General features: G+C 55.1%; 13 protein-coding genes and 1 tRNA gene. 8 read left to right on the forward strand and 6 right to left on the reverse strand.

The genetic code is table 11. The features are described from left to right. The first annotated feature begins 413 nt into the window (after nt 1-413). The gene (locus TR2A62_RS19025) at nt 414-704 is read left to right on the forward strand and encodes a hypothetical protein (RefSeq protein WP_223296078.1); all 291 of its coding nucleotides are present in this window, start codon (nt 414-416) and stop codon (nt 702-704) included. A gap of 604 nt (nt 705-1,308) precedes the next feature. On the opposite strand, the gene TR2A62_RS05040 is transcribed toward TR2A62_RS19025, so the two are convergent. Together TR2A62_RS05040 and TR2A62_RS05045 are read right to left on the reverse strand one after the other, a co-directional pair. After that, nucleotides 1,309-2,544, reverse strand: a complete 1,236-nt coding sequence (locus TR2A62_RS05040; protein ID WP_009158459.1) for an L-rhamnose isomerase — start codon at nt 2,542-2,544, stop codon at nt 1,309-1,311. Nucleotides 2,545-2,553: 9 nt separating this feature from the next. After that, nucleotides 2,554-4,656, reverse strand: a complete 2,103-nt coding sequence (locus TR2A62_RS05045) for a bifunctional rhamnulose-1-phosphate aldolase/short-chain dehydrogenase (RefSeq protein WP_009160430.1) — start codon at nt 4,654-4,656, stop codon at nt 2,554-2,556. Between the two features lie 184 nt (nt 4,657-4,840). Here TR2A62_RS05045 and TR2A62_RS05050 point away from each other — a divergent pair, with 184 nt between their 5' ends. The 7 genes from TR2A62_RS05050 (at nt 4,841) to TR2A62_RS05080 (ending at nt 11,902) form a co-directional block, all read left to right on the forward strand. After that, the gene (locus TR2A62_RS05050; RefSeq protein ID WP_009157886.1) at nt 4,841-5,647 is read left to right on the forward strand and encodes a DeoR/GlpR family DNA-binding transcription regulator; all 807 of its coding nucleotides are present in this window, start codon (nt 4,841-4,843) and stop codon (nt 5,645-5,647) included. Nucleotides 5,648-5,686: 39 nt separating this feature from the next. Further along, nucleotides 5,687-6,679 carry a rhamnose ABC transporter substrate-binding protein gene (gene rhaS, locus TR2A62_RS05055; RefSeq protein WP_009158686.1) on the forward strand — a complete coding sequence of 331 codons (993 nt, stop codon included), beginning with the start codon at nt 5,687-5,689 and terminating at the stop codon, nt 6,677-6,679. Between the two features lie 70 nt (nt 6,680-6,749). Beyond that, on the forward strand, nt 6,750-8,273 hold the full coding sequence (locus TR2A62_RS05060; RefSeq protein ID WP_040820246.1) for a sugar ABC transporter ATP-binding protein: 1,524 nt from the start codon (nt 6,750-6,752) through the stop codon (nt 8,271-8,273). After that, on the forward strand, nt 8,270-9,250 hold the full coding sequence (locus TR2A62_RS05065; protein WP_009160232.1) for an ABC transporter permease: 981 nt from the start codon (nt 8,270-8,272) through the stop codon (nt 9,248-9,250). The genes TR2A62_RS05060 and TR2A62_RS05065 overlap by 4 nt, the downstream gene beginning before the upstream one ends. After that, nucleotides 9,247-10,227, forward strand: coding sequence for an ABC transporter permease (locus tag TR2A62_RS05070; protein WP_009160589.1), 981 nt, complete (start codon nt 9,247-9,249; stop codon nt 10,225-10,227). The genes TR2A62_RS05065 and TR2A62_RS05070 overlap by 4 nt, the downstream gene beginning before the upstream one ends. Then, a complete protein-coding gene (gene rhaM, locus TR2A62_RS05075; protein ID WP_009159540.1) occupies nt 10,227-10,541 on the forward strand; it encodes an L-rhamnose mutarotase in 315 nt (104 codons plus the stop codon). The genes TR2A62_RS05070 and rhaM overlap by 1 nt, the downstream gene beginning before the upstream one ends. Then, nucleotides 10,538-11,902, forward strand: coding sequence for an FGGY-family carbohydrate kinase (locus tag TR2A62_RS05080; RefSeq protein ID WP_009158736.1), 1,365 nt, complete (start codon nt 10,538-10,540; stop codon nt 11,900-11,902). Before rhaM ends, TR2A62_RS05080 begins: the two co-directional genes overlap by 4 nt. A 679-nt stretch (nt 11,903-12,581) precedes the next feature. Here TR2A62_RS05080 and TR2A62_RS05085 read toward each other — a convergent pair. The 4 genes from TR2A62_RS05085 to lon form a co-directional block, all read right to left on the reverse strand. Next, a tRNA-Val gene (locus TR2A62_RS05085) sits at nt 12,582-12,657 on the reverse strand. A 53-nt stretch (nt 12,658-12,710) separates the two neighbouring features. Beyond that, the gene (locus TR2A62_RS05090; RefSeq protein WP_009157919.1) at nt 12,711-13,292 is read right to left on the reverse strand and encodes a histidine phosphatase family protein; all 582 of its coding nucleotides are present in this window, start codon (nt 13,290-13,292) and stop codon (nt 12,711-12,713) included. Nucleotides 13,293-13,449: 157 nt separating this feature from the next. Continuing rightward, on the reverse strand, nt 13,450-13,911 hold the full coding sequence (locus TR2A62_RS05095; RefSeq protein ID WP_009160289.1) for an HU family DNA-binding protein: 462 nt from the start codon (nt 13,909-13,911) through the stop codon (nt 13,450-13,452). A 172-nt stretch (nt 13,912-14,083) separates the two neighbouring features. Next, nucleotides 14,084-16,495 carry an endopeptidase La gene (gene lon / locus TR2A62_RS05100; protein WP_009157415.1) on the reverse strand — a complete coding sequence of 804 codons (2,412 nt, stop codon included), beginning with the start codon at nt 16,493-16,495 and terminating at the stop codon, nt 14,084-14,086. Nucleotides 16,496-16,565: the final 70 nt, after the last annotated feature.

Consider the following 16,565-nt stretch of genomic DNA (forward strand, 5'->3'; position numbering starts at 1 on the left):
TGGTTGGTTCTCGACGCCTTTGCCGAACCATACAGGGACGTTTCTGACGGAATCAACCTTGTGAAGCGATGCTGAGTAGCAGACTTTCGAGAACGCCCCCAAAAACCACAAAGAGTTCCCCAAAGCGTTCCCGTAAAACGTCCCCGTATCGGTGATTATAACTTGTTTTCTATGTTTTTAAGGGGAAATTACGAAGATTATGGTGGGTGATGAGAGAACCACACCAATCTGTAAGTATTTATTTTTAAACGGAAATCTAGGACGCAAAAATCAAAAACAACCTCGTAAGGAACCCCGTAACACCACTGAAAAGAACTGACCAAACGTCAAAAACTGACCTCGAAAAGTCAGAAACGGACGAACCCTGAACAGTCACTCTGGGTATTGTTTTCACAACAGCCAAGGAGACAGTTTTGGGCCATACTTTCAGAGAAGAAGACCGTGTTGTAATCGCAGAGTTCCACGGTGTTGGACCGTTTCGAGGAACAGTCATCCAAGCCGATGATGAACAGGTCGAGGTGCTGGTCGATGAGGACGAAGGCAACAAGCACTTCTGCACCGTGTACTCCGAGAACTTCCGACTGCTGTCGCACACTGATTTAGGCCTTGTCCGAAAGCGTGCTTCGGATCGCAGACAAGAAGGTGACCATTCGCTCCCTACGCCACCGCATGAAAGACAAGCTGCGCAATGCTGGCTGCCCTGAGGCCATCTCCGTGGCCATCCACGGGCATAGCACCAACACCGTCGCTGCCAACTATGGCTCGGGGTATGCCCTAGAGGTCATATGGGAGCGTATGGGGCGGGTCTGGAAGGCGTGATAGCGAAGTGGACAAGTGGCAGGACTGAGGGGACACTCAACCAAATCGCAGCGAATGGCAGAAATGAGCCCAAACCTGACGGGTTGCACTTGCAGCCTGTTGCTAATGTAGAATTTAGCCAGGTCCAATCGGGACGGTGAATGGATTTTTGAACCGAATTCAGAAAGCTGCGACGTCGCTTGCAGAGTCGTCATTCATAAGTGCGCGACGCTTGTTGCTGGCGATACATGGCCATGTGGCGCCATCTGCATAACAAGAAATATAAATTTAAACGCTGGACGATTATTGATCAGATGGATTGCAGAGTATTTTGGGCAGGTGAAGTTATTCCCGATTTGCATCAAACAACCGCACTCTCGCTTAGATTTTGACCGAGAGCTATCGTTGTCGCTCCAAATACATGAATGCTGTCCGACTAACTCACGTGGATTACGAGACCGTTCAAAATATGCGTGCCAGCACTTTTCAAGTGCTGGTCCCGATAATCTATCAACGCCCTGAAACAGAACTCTGATACCGCTCGAGTTTATCGATCAGATCCAGACCCGATGGGCAATTCATCCGCGCACAAAACTCATCCCAAACACGCCCAAATGGCAGGTCTTTCAATTCTTCGGTCACGACAAAACGCTGTGTGAAATCCAGAGAGCCTTCTGCAGAACGAAGTCGGTCGAGTGGCATCAGGAGCGCACGCAGTAGAGCCTTTTGCATGTTGCGCGTTCCAATGACCCACGCAGCCGTGCGGCTGATCGTAGCATCAAAAAAATCGAGGCCGATATAGGTTCGGTTCAATAGATCAGAGGCCACAAGTTCCTGCGCGATCTGCAGTACATCATCACTTTGCAAGATCACATGGTCGCTGTCCCATCGCATGGGGCGTGAGACGTGCAGCAGGATTTCATCCACGAATAGTGACGCCGCACTAAGCTTGTCGGCTACGTTTTCTGTGGGGTGGAAATGGCCCATATCAAGGCACAGCACAGTGTCGTTCTTCATCGCGTAACCCATGTAGAATTCGTGGCTACCGACCGTGCAGGCCTCTACCCCGATGCCAAAGAGTTTGCTTTCGACAGCATCGCGCATGTACGTGCGGTCGTGGGGTGCGGCGATCATTTGGTCAATAGACGCTTCAAGACGGCGACGGGCGGCCATACGGTCAACGGGCGTGTCCTTATAGCCATCAGGCACCCAAATGTTATTAACGCAAGTCGAGCCAAGCTCTGCCCCCATCCGCGCGGCAATCTCGCGGGTACGACGCCCATGTTCGATCCAGAAATCACGGATGCCTTCGTCGGGATGCGAGAGCGTCAGGTTATCGTCAGCCTTGGCATGGGCAAAAAAGGTCGGGTTGAAATCAAGACCGAGCCGCTGTTCCTTGGCCCAATCGACCCAAGGCACGAAATGCTTGTATTCGATCTCATCCCGATCCGGGGTATCGTCGGTGTCCATATACATCGCATGCAGATTCAGGCGATGCGATCCGGGGATCATGGCATAGGCGAACTCTAGGTCGGCGCGTAGTTCGTCAGGTGCGCGCGCGCGCCCGGGGTGGTTGCCGGTCGCCTGAATACCGCCACCAGACGATCCTGATTTCTGTTCAAACCCGACCACGTCATCGCCTTGCCAGCAATGCATTGAAATCGGGATGGTTCTCAGGCGCTCGATGGCGGCTTCTGTGTCGATACCCCAGTCCGCAAACTGGGCCTTTGCGCTTTCATAGCTCATATCAGCCCCCTATCGCGTAAACGCTTGAACGTTGCCCGCGTCCACGTTGATGATGTTACCCGTGGACTTTGCTGACGTATCAGCGGCAAAGAAATAGGCAGCTTCGGCGATGTCTTCCGGAAGGACTGAACGTTTGAGCATGGATCGCTGGCGATACATTTCCTCCAACCCGTCCTTGTCAGTGCCGTAGGTGACTGCGCGCTGTTCCAGCCAATCACCTTCCCAGATCTTGGAGCCGCGCAACACTGCATCAGGGTTTACGACGTTGACGCGAATGCCCGCGTCAGCCCCCTCCAGTGCAAGGCAACGGGCCAGATGGATTTCGGACGCTTTTGCCGTGCAATAGGCCGCCGCATTGGGTGAGGCCGCAAGGCCATTTTTCGACGCCACAAAGATGATCGCACCCCCCATATCCTGCACCCGCATAACTTTGAACGCCTCACGACTGACAAGGAAATAACCTGTGCTAAGGATGTCCATGTTCTTGTTCCACAGATCAAGTGTGGTGTCCTCAACCGGGGCTGAGGATGCGATCCCTGCGTTGGACACGAGGATGTCGATCCCGCCAAATTCAACGGTGAGATCTGCATAGGCGGAGGCCACAGCGGCTTCATCGGAGACGTTCATGTTGACCTGTCGGACCACATCAGCCCCAAATCGGGATGTGAGATTGTCCAACGTTGAGGTCAGTGCTTCGTCATTGATGTCGGCCAACATCACACAGGCTCCGTCCCGTAGGTAGCGTTCGGCGGTTGCCGACCCGATGCCGCCCGCGCCGCCGGTCACCAGTGCCACACGTCCAGCCAGCGCCTTGGGTTTGGGCATGCGCTGCAACTTGGCCTCTTCCAGAAGCCAGTATTCGATGTCAAACGCCTCTTGCTCTGGCAAGCCCTTATATTCACTGACCGCCGACGCACCACGCATCACATTGATGGCGTTGACGTAAAATTCGCCGCTGATCCTCGCCGTCGCCTTGTCCTTGGCAAAGGTAATCATGCCCACGCCGGGCACCAGATAAACCACAGCATTAGGGTCTCTCAGGGCGGGGCTGTTGTTGTGTTTACACCGCTCATAATAGGCAGCGTAGTCGTCGCGGTAATCTGCGATCTGCTGAGGCAGCCCTTCGAGGACCGCGTCTACATTGTTCTTTGCGGGATCGAAGTCGACCACGAGGGGACAGATTTTAGTACGCAGAAAATGGTCGGGGCAAGATGTGCCCAAGGCTGCCAGAGGCGCCATGTCTTTTGCGTTTACGAACTCCAGTACAGCATCGCTATCGTTGAAATGTCCAACCATATGCTGATTACCGCTGACGAATCCACGGATCGCGGGCATCAAACGGGCGGCGACCGCGCGGCGGGCGGCGACGGCGAGGCTTTCGTGCTTTGCGCCGCCAAATGCGGTTTTGCCGTCGGTTTCAGAGGCTAGCCATTTGGTGGCCACGTTGATCACGTCAATTGTCGTGTCATAGCACTCTTTCGAAGTGTCGCCCCACGTGAACAGTCCGTGGCTTGCGAGAACAACACCATCGGCATCCGGATTCTCAAGGCAGAACTTTTCGAGCCACAGACCCAATTCATAGCCGGGACGTTTCCAGGGAAGCCAACCGATCCGTTCACCGAACACTTTCTTAGTCAATTCTCCTGAATTCTTAGACGCGGCGATAGCAATAATCGCATCCGCATGGACATGATCGACATGCGTGCGCGGGACATAGGCGTGCAGTGGTGTATCGATTGAGGCCGCGCGCGAGTTCAGGTTGAACGTACAATGGGGCAGGTAACCCACCATTTCGTCCTCGAATTCCACGCCGCGATAGAGCCCCTTCAGTGCATGTAGCTTGTCCATATATAGGGTCGAAAAGCCGTCCATCTTGATCGACCCGATGTCGCCACCCGATCCCTTGACCCACAAAACCTTGGCCTTGTCGCCCGTCAACGGGTCCGTTTCCATTACTTTGGCCGATGTATTTCCGCCACCATAATTAGTCACCCGTTTGTCCGAACCAAGGATGTTGGAGCGGTAGAGCAGCAATTCCGATTCGCTCATTCCGGACGCAACGGCGTCGGACCAACGGTTTTCAAGCAGCTGCTTTTCAGCGGTTTTCAACATTTTTTCCTCCCTGCAGGCGCATCACAGCAGCCTCTGAACATTCAAGCAGACTGCGTATACGAAGGTATGTTGTCAATCAAAAACAATCAAATTCAGTCATGCTGCGATGCAGAACGATTGCTTGTGATTGAAAATGATTGACAGGTGGCTCGAATCTAAACAAAGATGATGGCGGGAGGACGAAATGCACGAGACTGAGCGCCACAGAATTATTCTATCTGCCGTACAAGACAGACCCGTCATCACCGTCGTTGACTTGTGTGGGCTGACTGGCGCGTCAGAAGCTACGGTCCGTCGCGACATCGCAAGTCTGCACATGCAAAAGAAGCTACGCCGTGTTCGTGGCGGAGCCGAAGCGATAACGCCACCGCAATTCGTAGGCCTTGCTGGACGGCCCTTTGCGGTGAACGAAACCATGCGCAGCCCCGAGAAGCGGGCGATTGCCCGCGCTGCGGTTGACCTATGCGAAGATGGTGATCCGATCATTATCAACGGCGGCACATCGACGTTCCAGATGGTGCATCCGCTGGCGTCCCGTCGGTGTCAGGTGTTCACCAACAGCTTTCCCATCGCAGAACATCTGCTGAAGCATTCCAAGAACACGATAATGTTGTCGGGCGGCGCGATCTACCGCGAACAGAACATCATTCTGTCGCCCTTCGACAATGACGTGACCCGCAACTTTTATGCGCGCCGCATGTTCATAGGTGCTCAAGGTATCGGGCCGCTAGGGCTGATGGAAGCGGACCCTCTCCTCATCCAAGCCGAGCAAAAACTTATCGGTCAGGCGGATGAATTGGTGGTCTTGGTGGACAGTTCCAAATTCGCACAACGTTCCAGCCTTGTGCTGTGCCCGTTGTCGCGGATCGACACGGTTATCACCGACGATGGCATCTCAGACAAGGCGGCCAGCATGCTGGCCGCCGCAGAAATTACCCTGATCGTCGCCGACACGGGCGCCGGACAGGCCGAGGGTGAGGCGGCCTCTTAACCGCCTAACGACCAGACGTACTTTCAGGGAGGAACCAAAATGAAACGTCGTACTTTCACTTCACTTGTCGCAGGTCTCAGCATGGCTGCGAGCATGATGGGCACAACGGCCATGGCGCAAGATGACATGCGCATCGCAATTCTTGTCAAGGCCCTTGGCATCGGCTTCTTCGAGGCCGCTGCTGAAGGCGCCGAGGAGGCCGCAGCAGAGCTCGGCAATGTCGAAATCATCTACACTGGCCCAACGGGCACAACAGCAGAAGGCCAGATCGATGTGATCAATAGCCTGATCGCCCAAGGTGTTGATGCGATTGCAATCTCTGCCAATGACCCCGATGCGGTGGTCCCAGCGCTTAAGCGCGCCATGGACCGTGGCATCACCGTCATCAGCTGGGATTCCGGTGTGGCCGAAGAGGGCCGTATGATGCATCTGAACCCGTCTTCTACGCCGCTGATTGGGAACACGATCCTCAAGCTCGCCGCAGACCACTTGCCTGATGGCGGCCAGGTGGCGATCCTATCAGCAACATCCACATCGACCAACCAGAACGCTTGGATTGCCGCCGCCGAAGAGGTTCTCCCGAACTATCCGGGCATTGATCTGGTCGCCACCGTCTATGGGGACGACCTGTCAGACAAGTCCTACCGCGAAGCACAAGGCCTGATGCAAACCTACCCGGATCTCGGGGCGATCATCGCGCCGACGACCGTGGGCATCCTTGCGGCCTGTCAGGCGGTATCTGACGCTGGCAAGATCGGTGAGATCAACGTCACAGGCCTTGGACTTCCATCAGAGATGGCAGGCTGCGTAGAAAGTGGCGCGACGGAAAGCTTCGCCATCTGGAACCCGATCGATCTGGGCTACTCGGCCACAATGATCGCCCACTCTCTCGCCACCGGAACCGACCCAAGCGGCGAAATTCCGATGGGACGGATGGGATCGATCACGCTGGATGAAACGGGCAGCGCCGCCATGGCCGATCCTTTCACCTATGACAGCTCGAACATCGAACAGTTCAAAGACATCTTCTGATGTAATTCGGTCTGGCGCGGCACGTCTGCGCCAGACCAACGTCCCCCAAAACATTCACAACCGACTGGAAATGAGGCCCGACGTGTCCCCATCTGAAACCCCCGTTCTGTCCCTTGCGAAGGTGACGAAAACCTTTCCCGGGGTGCGCGCACTGTCCGAGGTCTCGCTAGATCTATACGCTGGGAAGGTCACAGCACTCGTCGGTGAAAACGGTGCGGGCAAATCTACGGTCGTCAAGACCCTGACAGGTATCTATCAGCCCGATGGCGGTGAGATTCTTGTCGATGCCGCGACCGTTCAATTTCCCACCCCGCAATCGGCTGTGAATGCAGGCGTTACGGCGATCCATCAGGAAACAGTGCTGTTTGACGAGCTCAGCGTGGCCGAAAACATCTTTCTGGGCCATGCACCTAAGGGCTGGTTCGCCCTGATCGACACCCGCGCCATCCACAAAGGCGCGCAAGAGATATTGGACGGGCTTGGGGCAAAGATTGACCCTGGTGTAACCCTCAAGGAACTTGGTACCGCCAACAAACACCTCGTGGCAATCGCCCGCGCCCTATCCGTGGATGCGCGCGTGGTGATCATGGATGAACCTACCGCAGCACTTAGCCACGCGGAAATCGAGGAACTCTATGAACTGGTCGATGGACTGAAGGCTCAAGGCAAGGCGATCCTGTTCATCAGCCACAAGTTTGATGAAATTTTCCGCATCGCAGATAATTACACCGTGTTCCGTGATGGGCAATTGGTTGGCGAAGGTGCCATTGCCGACGTGAACGAAGCTGAATTGGTCAAGATGATGGTTGGTCGCGATGTGAGTCAGATCTTCCCCGAACGCGACCGCAATCTCGGTGCCGAAGTTTTGACAGTAACTGGCTACGACCACCCAACCGAATTTGCCGATATCGGGTTCATGCTAAAACGCGGTGAAATACTTGGCTTTTATGGCCTTGTGGGCGCTGGCCGTTCCGAATTCATGCAGGCCCTATTTGGCACAACGAAACCAAGTGCCGGAACCTTACGCATTGACGGGGCCGAGGTCACGATCCGGTCGCCCGCCGATGCTGTGTCCCATGGTATCGTCTATGTGCCCGAGGATCGCGGCAAGCAGGGCGCGATTGTCGATCTGCCGATCTTCCAAAACGTGACCCTGCCATCGCTGAAACATACCTCCCGCAAGGGGTTTCTTAAAATGGCGGAGGAATTCAAACTGGCGCGGGAATACACTGAACGGTTGGACCTGCGTGCGGCGTCTTTGGATACTCAAGTTGGCAGCCTATCGGGAGGCAACCAACAAAAGGTTGTCATCGCCAAATGGCTGGCAACCAATCCCAAGGTCATCATTCTGGACGAGCCCACTAAGGGAATCGACATCGGATCAAAGGCCGCTGTGCATGAGTTTATGGCTGAATTGGCTGCACAAGGTTTGGCGATAATCATGATCAGCTCTGAAATACCTGAAATCGTCGGCATGTCGGACCGCGTGATCGTCATGCGCGAAGGCCGGATTGCCGCTGAACTCGACTGGCAACACATCAGCCCCGAAGTACTGGTCGGACACGCCGCAGGCATTACGGAGACCCACGTATGACCAAACTCCTCGCCTCCCGCGAAGCCTTTTTGATGTTGGCGATCGCCGTCCTTTTGGCTGTGGTTGCATGGCGGTTTCCTGCTTTCGTGGCTCCGTCCAACCTGCTGAACGTGTTCAACGACACCTCGCCGCTGATCCTGTTGGCCATCGGGCAGATGATCGTGATCCTGACCAAGTGCATTGACCTATCCGTTGCTGCCAATCTTGCCCTAACAGGGATGGTGGTGTCATTGATCAATATCTCAGCACCGGGCCTGCCAGTGATCCTCATCGTTCTCATCGCTATCGGCTTTGGCACCCTATTGGGCATGTTCAACGGCGTTCTGGTGTGGAAACTCGCGATCCCTCCCATCGTAGTGACGCTGGGGACGATGACCATTTTCCGCGGTATCATCTTCCTTTTGACCGAAGGCAAATGGGTCAACAGCCATGAGATGTCGGATTCCTTCAAATCCGTCCCCCGCACGGACCTGCTCGGTCTGCCGATCCTCAGCTGGATCGCCATTTCGACCGTGATTCTGTTCACCATGGTCATGACCCGCACATCGCTGGGCCGTGCGTTTTATGCCGCGGGCGGCAACCCGCATGCGGCGACCTATGCGGGCATTAATGTTGGCAAAACGCAGTTCTGGGCCTTTACCATTTCAGGCGCCATCGCTGGTCTTGCGGGCTACCTTTGGGTGTCCCGTTTTGCAGTGGCCTATGTGGATGTTGCGGGCGGGTTTGAGCTAACCGTGGTGGCCGCATGCGTCATTGGCGGAGTTTCGATCATGGGCGGCGTTGGCACCGTGTTCGGGGCCCTGCTGGGCGCGTTGTTCCTTGGCATCATCGCGAATGCCTTGCCGGTCGTGAACATCTCTCCCTTCTCGCAAATGGCGATCTCGGGCGGAGCGATCATCATCGCCGTGATCCTAAACGCACAGGCCAACCGCACACCAGGCCGCATCATCCTCAAGAAAGCGGAGCACGCCAAATGAACACACGCAGCATCCCTGACCGCCTGCAATCCTCGCTGGAACGGAGGCTGAAAAGCTGGGAAAGTCTTCTTCTGCTGGTGACTATTGGTATCTTTGTAGCAAATTCCTTCGCCTCGCCCTACTTCCTGAACGCCTGGAACCTGAGCGACGCGACGTTCAATTTCACCGAAAAAGCAATGATAGCCTTTGCTATGGCGCTGCTGATTATATCGGGTGAGATTGACCTGTCTGTGGCCTCGATCATCGCATTGGCCTCCACAGCGATGGGGGCGGCGGTGCAAATGGGGGTGGGCACCGAAGGGCTGGTTTTGATTGGGCTTGCGACTGGGCTTGTCTGTGGCGCCTTCAACGGCATTCTTGTCACCGGTCTTGGCTTGCCGTCTATTGTTGTGACCATCGGCACCATGTCGCTGTTTCGCGGCATCAGTTTCATCATTCTTGGCGATCAAGCCTATCGCGGCTATCCGCCCGAATTTGCCTTTTTCGGGCAAGGCTATGTCTGGTGGGTGATTTCGTTTGAATTTGTGCTGTTTGCGATCATCGCGGTGATCTATGGCGTCATCCTGCACATGACTAACTTTGGTCGCGCCGTCTATGCGATTGGTAACAACCCGACCGGCGCGCTGTTTTCCGGTATCCGCGTGGGGCGGGTGAAATTCATACTGTTCCTGTTCACTGGCCTGATGTCTGGCGTCGCGGCGATCTGTCTGACCTCACGCCTCGGCTCCACCCGCCCGTCAATCGCGACGGGGTGGGAGCTTGAAATCGTCACGATGGTTGTCCTGGGTGGCGTTAACATCCTTGGTGGATCGGGCTCGATCCCGGGCGTTGTCATTGCGGCCTTTGTCATGGGGCTCGTGACCTTTGGGCTGGGGCTGCTCAACGTGCCGGGCATCGTTATGTCCATCGTCATCGGCGCCCTACTGATCGGGGTCATTGCCCTGCCGCGCCTTTTGTCCATGTGGCGGGTCCAGTGATGGAAAAATTCGCCTTCAAAATGCATCTGACGCCGGGGTGCCGCGATGAATACAAGAAACGCCATGATGAGATTTGGCCAGAGCTTGTGACCTTGCTCAAAGACGCAGGCATTTCCGACTACTCTATCCATCTGGACGAAGAAACCGGCCTTCTCCTTGGGGTGCTTTGGCGCACCGACGATCACAAGATGGACAGCCTGCCCGAACAAAAAGTTATGCAAAAATGGTGGGCCCATATGGCTGACATCATGCAGACCAAGCCTGACAACGTACCAGTCGCGGTGCCGCTGACACCTGTCTTTCATATGCCATGACCCATGTTGCCGTCATCGACATCGGCAAGACCAATGCCAAACTGGCGTTGGTGGATTTAGCGACGCTGAAAGAACTGGCTATCGTGAAACGCCCGAATATGGTTCTGCCCGGTCCGCCCTGGCCCCATTTTGATGTTGACGGCATCTGGGACTTCCTGCTTGGCGCAATGGCACAGTTTCATCAAAGTCACGGTATCAACGCGATCTCGACCACAACCCACGGCGCCTGCGCCGCTTTGATCGGTCACGACGGTAACCTTGCCGCGCCGATCCTTGACTATGAACATGAAGGGCCCGATGCGATCGTTGCCGACTATAACGCAATCAGGCCGCCGTTCGATGAAACAGGCGCACCGCGATTGCCCATGGGCCTTAACCTTGGCGCGCAGCTTCATTGGCAATTCGCCGAAGACCCTGAATTACGGGGCCGAACGGCCGCCGTGGTTACATACCCACAATACTGGGGCTACCGCCTAACGGGCGCTTGCGCCTGCGACGTAAGCTCTCTTGGCTGTCATACTGACCTCTGGAATCCGGTCGCGGGCTCATTTTCAGAACTGGTACACAGCTTGGATATTGCCAAGCTGATCAGCACCCCTTGCAAATGCTCGGACCGCCTTGGAAGCCTTCTTCCAGATATTGTCAAGCGAACTGGCCTAGATCCGGCGACACCCGTCTATTGCGGCATCCACGATTCCAATGCGTCACTACTGCCCCATGTGTTGCGGCAAACCGCACCCTTCTCCGTGGTCTCGACGGGCACATGGGTCATCGTCATGAGTGTCGGTGGCCGTCAAACGCAACTTGACCCGATGCGAGACACCCTAATCAACGTCAATGCCCTAGGCGATCCCGTGCCGTCAGCGCGGTTCATGGGCGGGCGGGAATATGACACAATCCTTCAGGGTCAAGCAGCCGAATACACCCAAGACGACATGATCAACGTCGCGCGGACTGGTACGATGCTCTTGCCTTCGATCATCTCTGAAAGCGGGCCATTTCAGAGCCGCCGCGCCCGTTGGCATGGAACTGAACCAAGCGCGGGCAGTCTCGAACGCACTGTTGCAGCGGGGTTCTATTTGGCACTCATGACCGCGGAATGCCTCGGGCTGACAGGTCACACTGGCCTAATCATCATAGAAGGACCATTTGCCGGCAACCCAAGCTTCTGCACCATGCTCGCAACCGCGACGAATTGCACAGTCGAGGTATCAGGTGGAACGACCGGAACCAGCGAAGGCGCCGCCCTGATCGCGCTGCCCGCTGGGTCACAGCCCCCACCGGCCGTGAAACGACGGATCTACCAGCCTCAAGGCGGCGCCCTCGTTGATTATGTTATTGCTTGGAGAGATGCGATCTAGGCTCAGTCCAATAGTGCCGCCCAGTAAGAGAAAAACGTCAGGTTTGTCGCTCAGATCGCGTAACACGTCATTCGTGACCACCCCCTCCCGTTGAAAATCCTTGCTGCAAACCCGTGTATGAACTTCGCCCAAAGACACCACCATGAGGATGCCGCCATCCTCATTCACAAAGACCGCAAGTCCAGAACACGCGCCCTTTGCCATGCTGAGCTGATCGTTTGAAAGCCCACTTTGGTGGCTAGAGATATCTCATCTTGCACCGCAGCAAAGGTCTGCTTCGCTCCTGACAGATGGATCAGCCTGTAGAAAAAGCCAGAATTTCGCGAATGCAGCGAAAGTCCGTTTCATCCGCTAAGCAGCTATTGGGGCAGAATGTGGCAAAGGGCTGCTTCCCAATATTTCCATCTCGAGCACATTGGTTGCCATAAACCCATTAGCTGGCTTTGACGTAAACCATAAGAGGTTGTTTTGCGAGGAACCGTACTTCCGTTTCTGACGAATCGCGGTCTGTTTGTGACGTTGCTGTCAAAAAATGACGAGGTGGCTTCCAACCGAAGCAGTGCTGAGTAAATATCTCCAGAATTATGCAGAACAACCCCGTAAACAACCTCGTAAAATAACCACGTTTCTGTGATTATAACTGATAATCTATGTTTTTAAGGGGAAATCACGAAGATTATGGTGGGTGATGAGAGGCTCGAACTCCCGACATCTTCCGTGTAAAGGAAGCGCTCTACCAACTGAGCTAATCACCCGATGAGCGCTGATTAATGCGGCTCTGACCACTTGGCAAGAGCGTTTTCACAATTCACACCAGTTTCGTCTGCACGCCCTCTTTTAGATGGTAAACAACCCCCTGCCCGCCCGGCAAAGCAGCCATGGCTTGCAAGTCGTCCCAAGCATGCCCCAGCAGCACCATCCGCATCATTCGCGAGGTGACCCCATGGGTGACCAACACACTAGGACGGGTCAGATTTGACAGGAAATCGGTGCAACGTTCTGCCAAGGCTTTGAACCCTTCTCCACTGGGCGCTGCGGCGTACATCGCCAAAGGCCCGTCTGGTCCACCGATCGCATCGCCGTCCCAGTCTAGTTCCGTCCGAACACGACCCTGCCATTCACCAACCTCTATTTCGCGAAGACGGTCATCCGTCCGCAGGTATCGTACTTGGCGGGCAAGCGCGATGGCCGCCGTTTCAAAGGCGCGCCCTTGAGGGCTACACAGCACATCAAACTCTGATAAATCAATGGCTTGAAGGATTTCAGCCTGACGTACGGCTTGGGCATGTCCAGCATCCGTTAGCGGTGAATTGAGCCCGCCTTGCATGCGGTTCTCAGCGTTCCAATGGGTTTCACCGTGGCGCAGGATATAGAGTTCTGGGTATGTCATAACGGCGTTTTAACGCGGTGCGCCCAAAACCAACAGCCCGATTGTGGTCAACGGTCAAAGCCACCTTTACTTGCTCTTAGGAACCGCAAAAACTCGGCGCACAAATGCAAAAGGCGCACCCATTGGCGCGCCTCATGCAGGATCGTTTCAGTGTCGGTTATTCAGCAGCATCAACCACTGGAGATGGCTGTGCCGCTAGCGGCGGCTTGGGTTGGCGCACCTTGCAAATGATAACCTTGCCGTTTGGCCGGTCCTTCTCGCGGTTCACCATGATCTTGCCCAGCGGCTGAATGTTCATTTCTTCGCCAGCAGCAAGTGCCTCACCGATCACGGCCAATGCGGCCTCGACAGCAGGTTTCACGTCTTTTTTCTTCATCCCTGAACGTTCGACCACACGGTCCATCAGGTCTTTCTTTTTCATCATGGGCGCAGCAATGACTGGCTTGGCGGCGGCAACGACACCTGGTGTTGGGGTCGTAGCTGCAGCAGCAGCCTTGGCCGCTGTCGTCAACACGGTTTTAGGGGCCGTGCTCATGGTCGCAGCCGTCGCGGTGCTTGCCGCTTTAGTTGTTGTTTTAGCCGTCGTGGATTTGGTCGTGCTCTTCTTACGTCGTGCCATGTGCCTCAAGTCCTCTTTCTTATTGTTGGCTTCACCATAACGGATTGAGCCGCTCTTGGCTAATATTTGGTATGATCCTGCCCCGCAAAAGGGGAAAAATGGCAACAATACGCCCTGTAAACGCGAAAGGGCGCCCGTTAAGGCGCCCTTTGCAAATTGATTTATCCGCAAATTAATGCGCGACAGCGGTTGATCCGTTTGACGCTTTGTCGAGTGCGGCTTGGGCTGCAGCAGCCTCTTCAGCCTCATAATCCCATTCCACAGCCTCAGGCTCGGAGATCAACACATGTTTGAGAACTTCGGACACATGTTCGACCGGGATGATCTCTAGTCCCGCCTTCACGTTGTCAGGGATCTCAGGGAGATCTTTTTCGTTCTCTTTCGGGATCAGAACCGTTTTGATCCCGCCACGCAGTGCGGCCAGCAGTTTTTCCTTGAGGCCACCGATTGGCATTGCGTTGCCCCGCAAACTGACCTCGCCTGTCATCGCAATATCTTTGCGCACCGGAATTTGGGTCAGCACCGACACGATAGAGGTGACCATAGCCAATCCGGCACTTGGGCCGTCTTTGGGCGTCGCGCCATCGGGGACGTGGACGTGAATGTCGAACCGGTCAAACTGGGGTGGTTTCACGCCAATCTGCGGGCTGATTGAACGGACGTAGCTAGACGCCGCATCAATCGATTCCTTCATCACATCACCCAGCTTACCGGTGGTCTTCATCCGACCTTTGCCCGGCAAACGTAGTGCCTCGATGTGCAGCAATTCACCACCAACTGACGTGTACGCGAGACCTGTCACAACACCGATCTGGTCCTTTTCTTCGGCCAGACCGTAGCGGAACTTTTTCACTCCGAGGAAGTCGTCGAGGTTGTCTGTCGTGACGACCACTTCCTCAGCTTCTTTCTTGACGATCGTTGTCACAGCCTTACGCGCCACCTTGGCGATTTCACGCTCGAGGTTACGCACACCTGCTTCGCGGGTGTAGGTGCGGATCATCTCTTGCAAGGCTTCATCCGTCAACTCGAACTCGCCCCTTTTCAGACCGTGGTTCTTGATCTGCTTGGCGATCAAGTGCTGTTTGGCGATCTCGGCCTTTTCGTCCTCAGTGTAGCCGGACAGCGGGATAATCTCCATCCGGTCCAATAGAGGGCCCGGCATGTTGTAGCTGTTCGACGTGGTCAAAAACATCACGTTCGAGAGGTCATATTCCACCTCTAGGTAGTGATCGGCAAAGGTGCCGTTCTGCTCCGGATCCAACACTTCGAGCATTGCCGAGGCAGGGTCGCCACGGAAATCCTGACCCATCTTATCGATTTCATCGAGCAAAATCAGAGGGTTCGTCGTCTTGGCCTTTTTCAGCGCCTGAATGATCTTACCGGGCATCGAGCCAATGTAAGTCCGACGGTGGCCACGGATCTCGGATTCGTCACGCACACCGCCAAGGCTGATGCGAATAAACTCACGCCCCGTGGCTTTCGCCACAGATTTACCGAGCGAGGTTTTACCTACGCCTGGAGGTCCGACCAAACACATGATCGGGCCTTTCAGCTTTTTCGAGCGTTGTTGAACCGCAAGGTATTCGACAATCCGCTCTTTAACCTTTTCGAGACCATAGTGATCGTCGTCTAGGACCTTTTGAGCTTTGCCCAAATCCTTTTTCGTGCGGCTGACTTTGCCCCATGGGATCGACAGCATCCAATCGAGATAGTTGCGTACGACTGTCGCCTCGGCGCTCATCGGGCTCATGTTTTTGAGCTTTTTGATCTCGGCGTCGACCTTTTCACGGGCCTCTTTGCTCAGCTTGGTCTCGGCGACTTTGTTTTCAAGCTCGGCCACTTCGCCTTCGCCCTCTTCGCCGTCGCCCAGTTCCTTCTGGATCGCCTTCATCTGTTCGTTCAGATAATACTCGCGCTGGGTCCGCTCCATCTGGGATTTGACGCGCGTTTTGATCTTTTTCTCGACCTGCAAAACGGACATCTCGCCCTGCATCAGGCCATAGACCTTCTCGAGCCGCTCAGCGACGCTCAGCGTTTCCAACAACTCTTGCTTTTGGTCGACCTCAATCCCGAGGTGTCCCGCCACGAGGTCTGCAAGTTTCGCAGGCTCAGTCGCCTCGCCCACAGCGCTAAGCGCTTCTTCGGGGACATTCTTTTTGACTTTGGAGTAGCGCTCGAACTCTTGGGCAACGGTCCCTGTCAGCGCTTCGATCACAGCCTCATCGCCCGGCATCTCTGTCAGATACTCGGCGTTGGCCTCAAAAAACTTGGGATTGTCGATGTAGTCCGTGATGCGCACGCGGCTTTTGCCTTCGACCAACACTTTTACCGTGCCATCAGGCAACTTGAGCAGCTGAAGCACGTTCGCCAGAACACCGGCTTTGTAAATGCCGTCGCTCTCAGGATCGTCAATCGACGGATCAATCTGGCTGGACAGCAGAATTTGTTTGTCGTCCTGCATCACCTCTTCGAGGGCTCGGACGGATTTTTCACGACCAACAAACAGCGGAACGATCATATGTGGGAACACCACAATATCGCGCAGCGGCAGGACGGGGTATGATGGGCTCAATGGCTCTTGCATGGCTCTTCCTCATTTTAGGCAAGCCAGCACCGGTCCCAATCATTGGCAACTCTTGGCTGGCTCCTATCAG

The sequence above is a fragment of the Thalassobium sp. R2A62 genome (assembly GCF_000161835.1).
Taxonomy (GTDB): Bacteria; Pseudomonadota; Alphaproteobacteria; order Rhodobacterales; family Rhodobacteraceae; genus Thalassobium.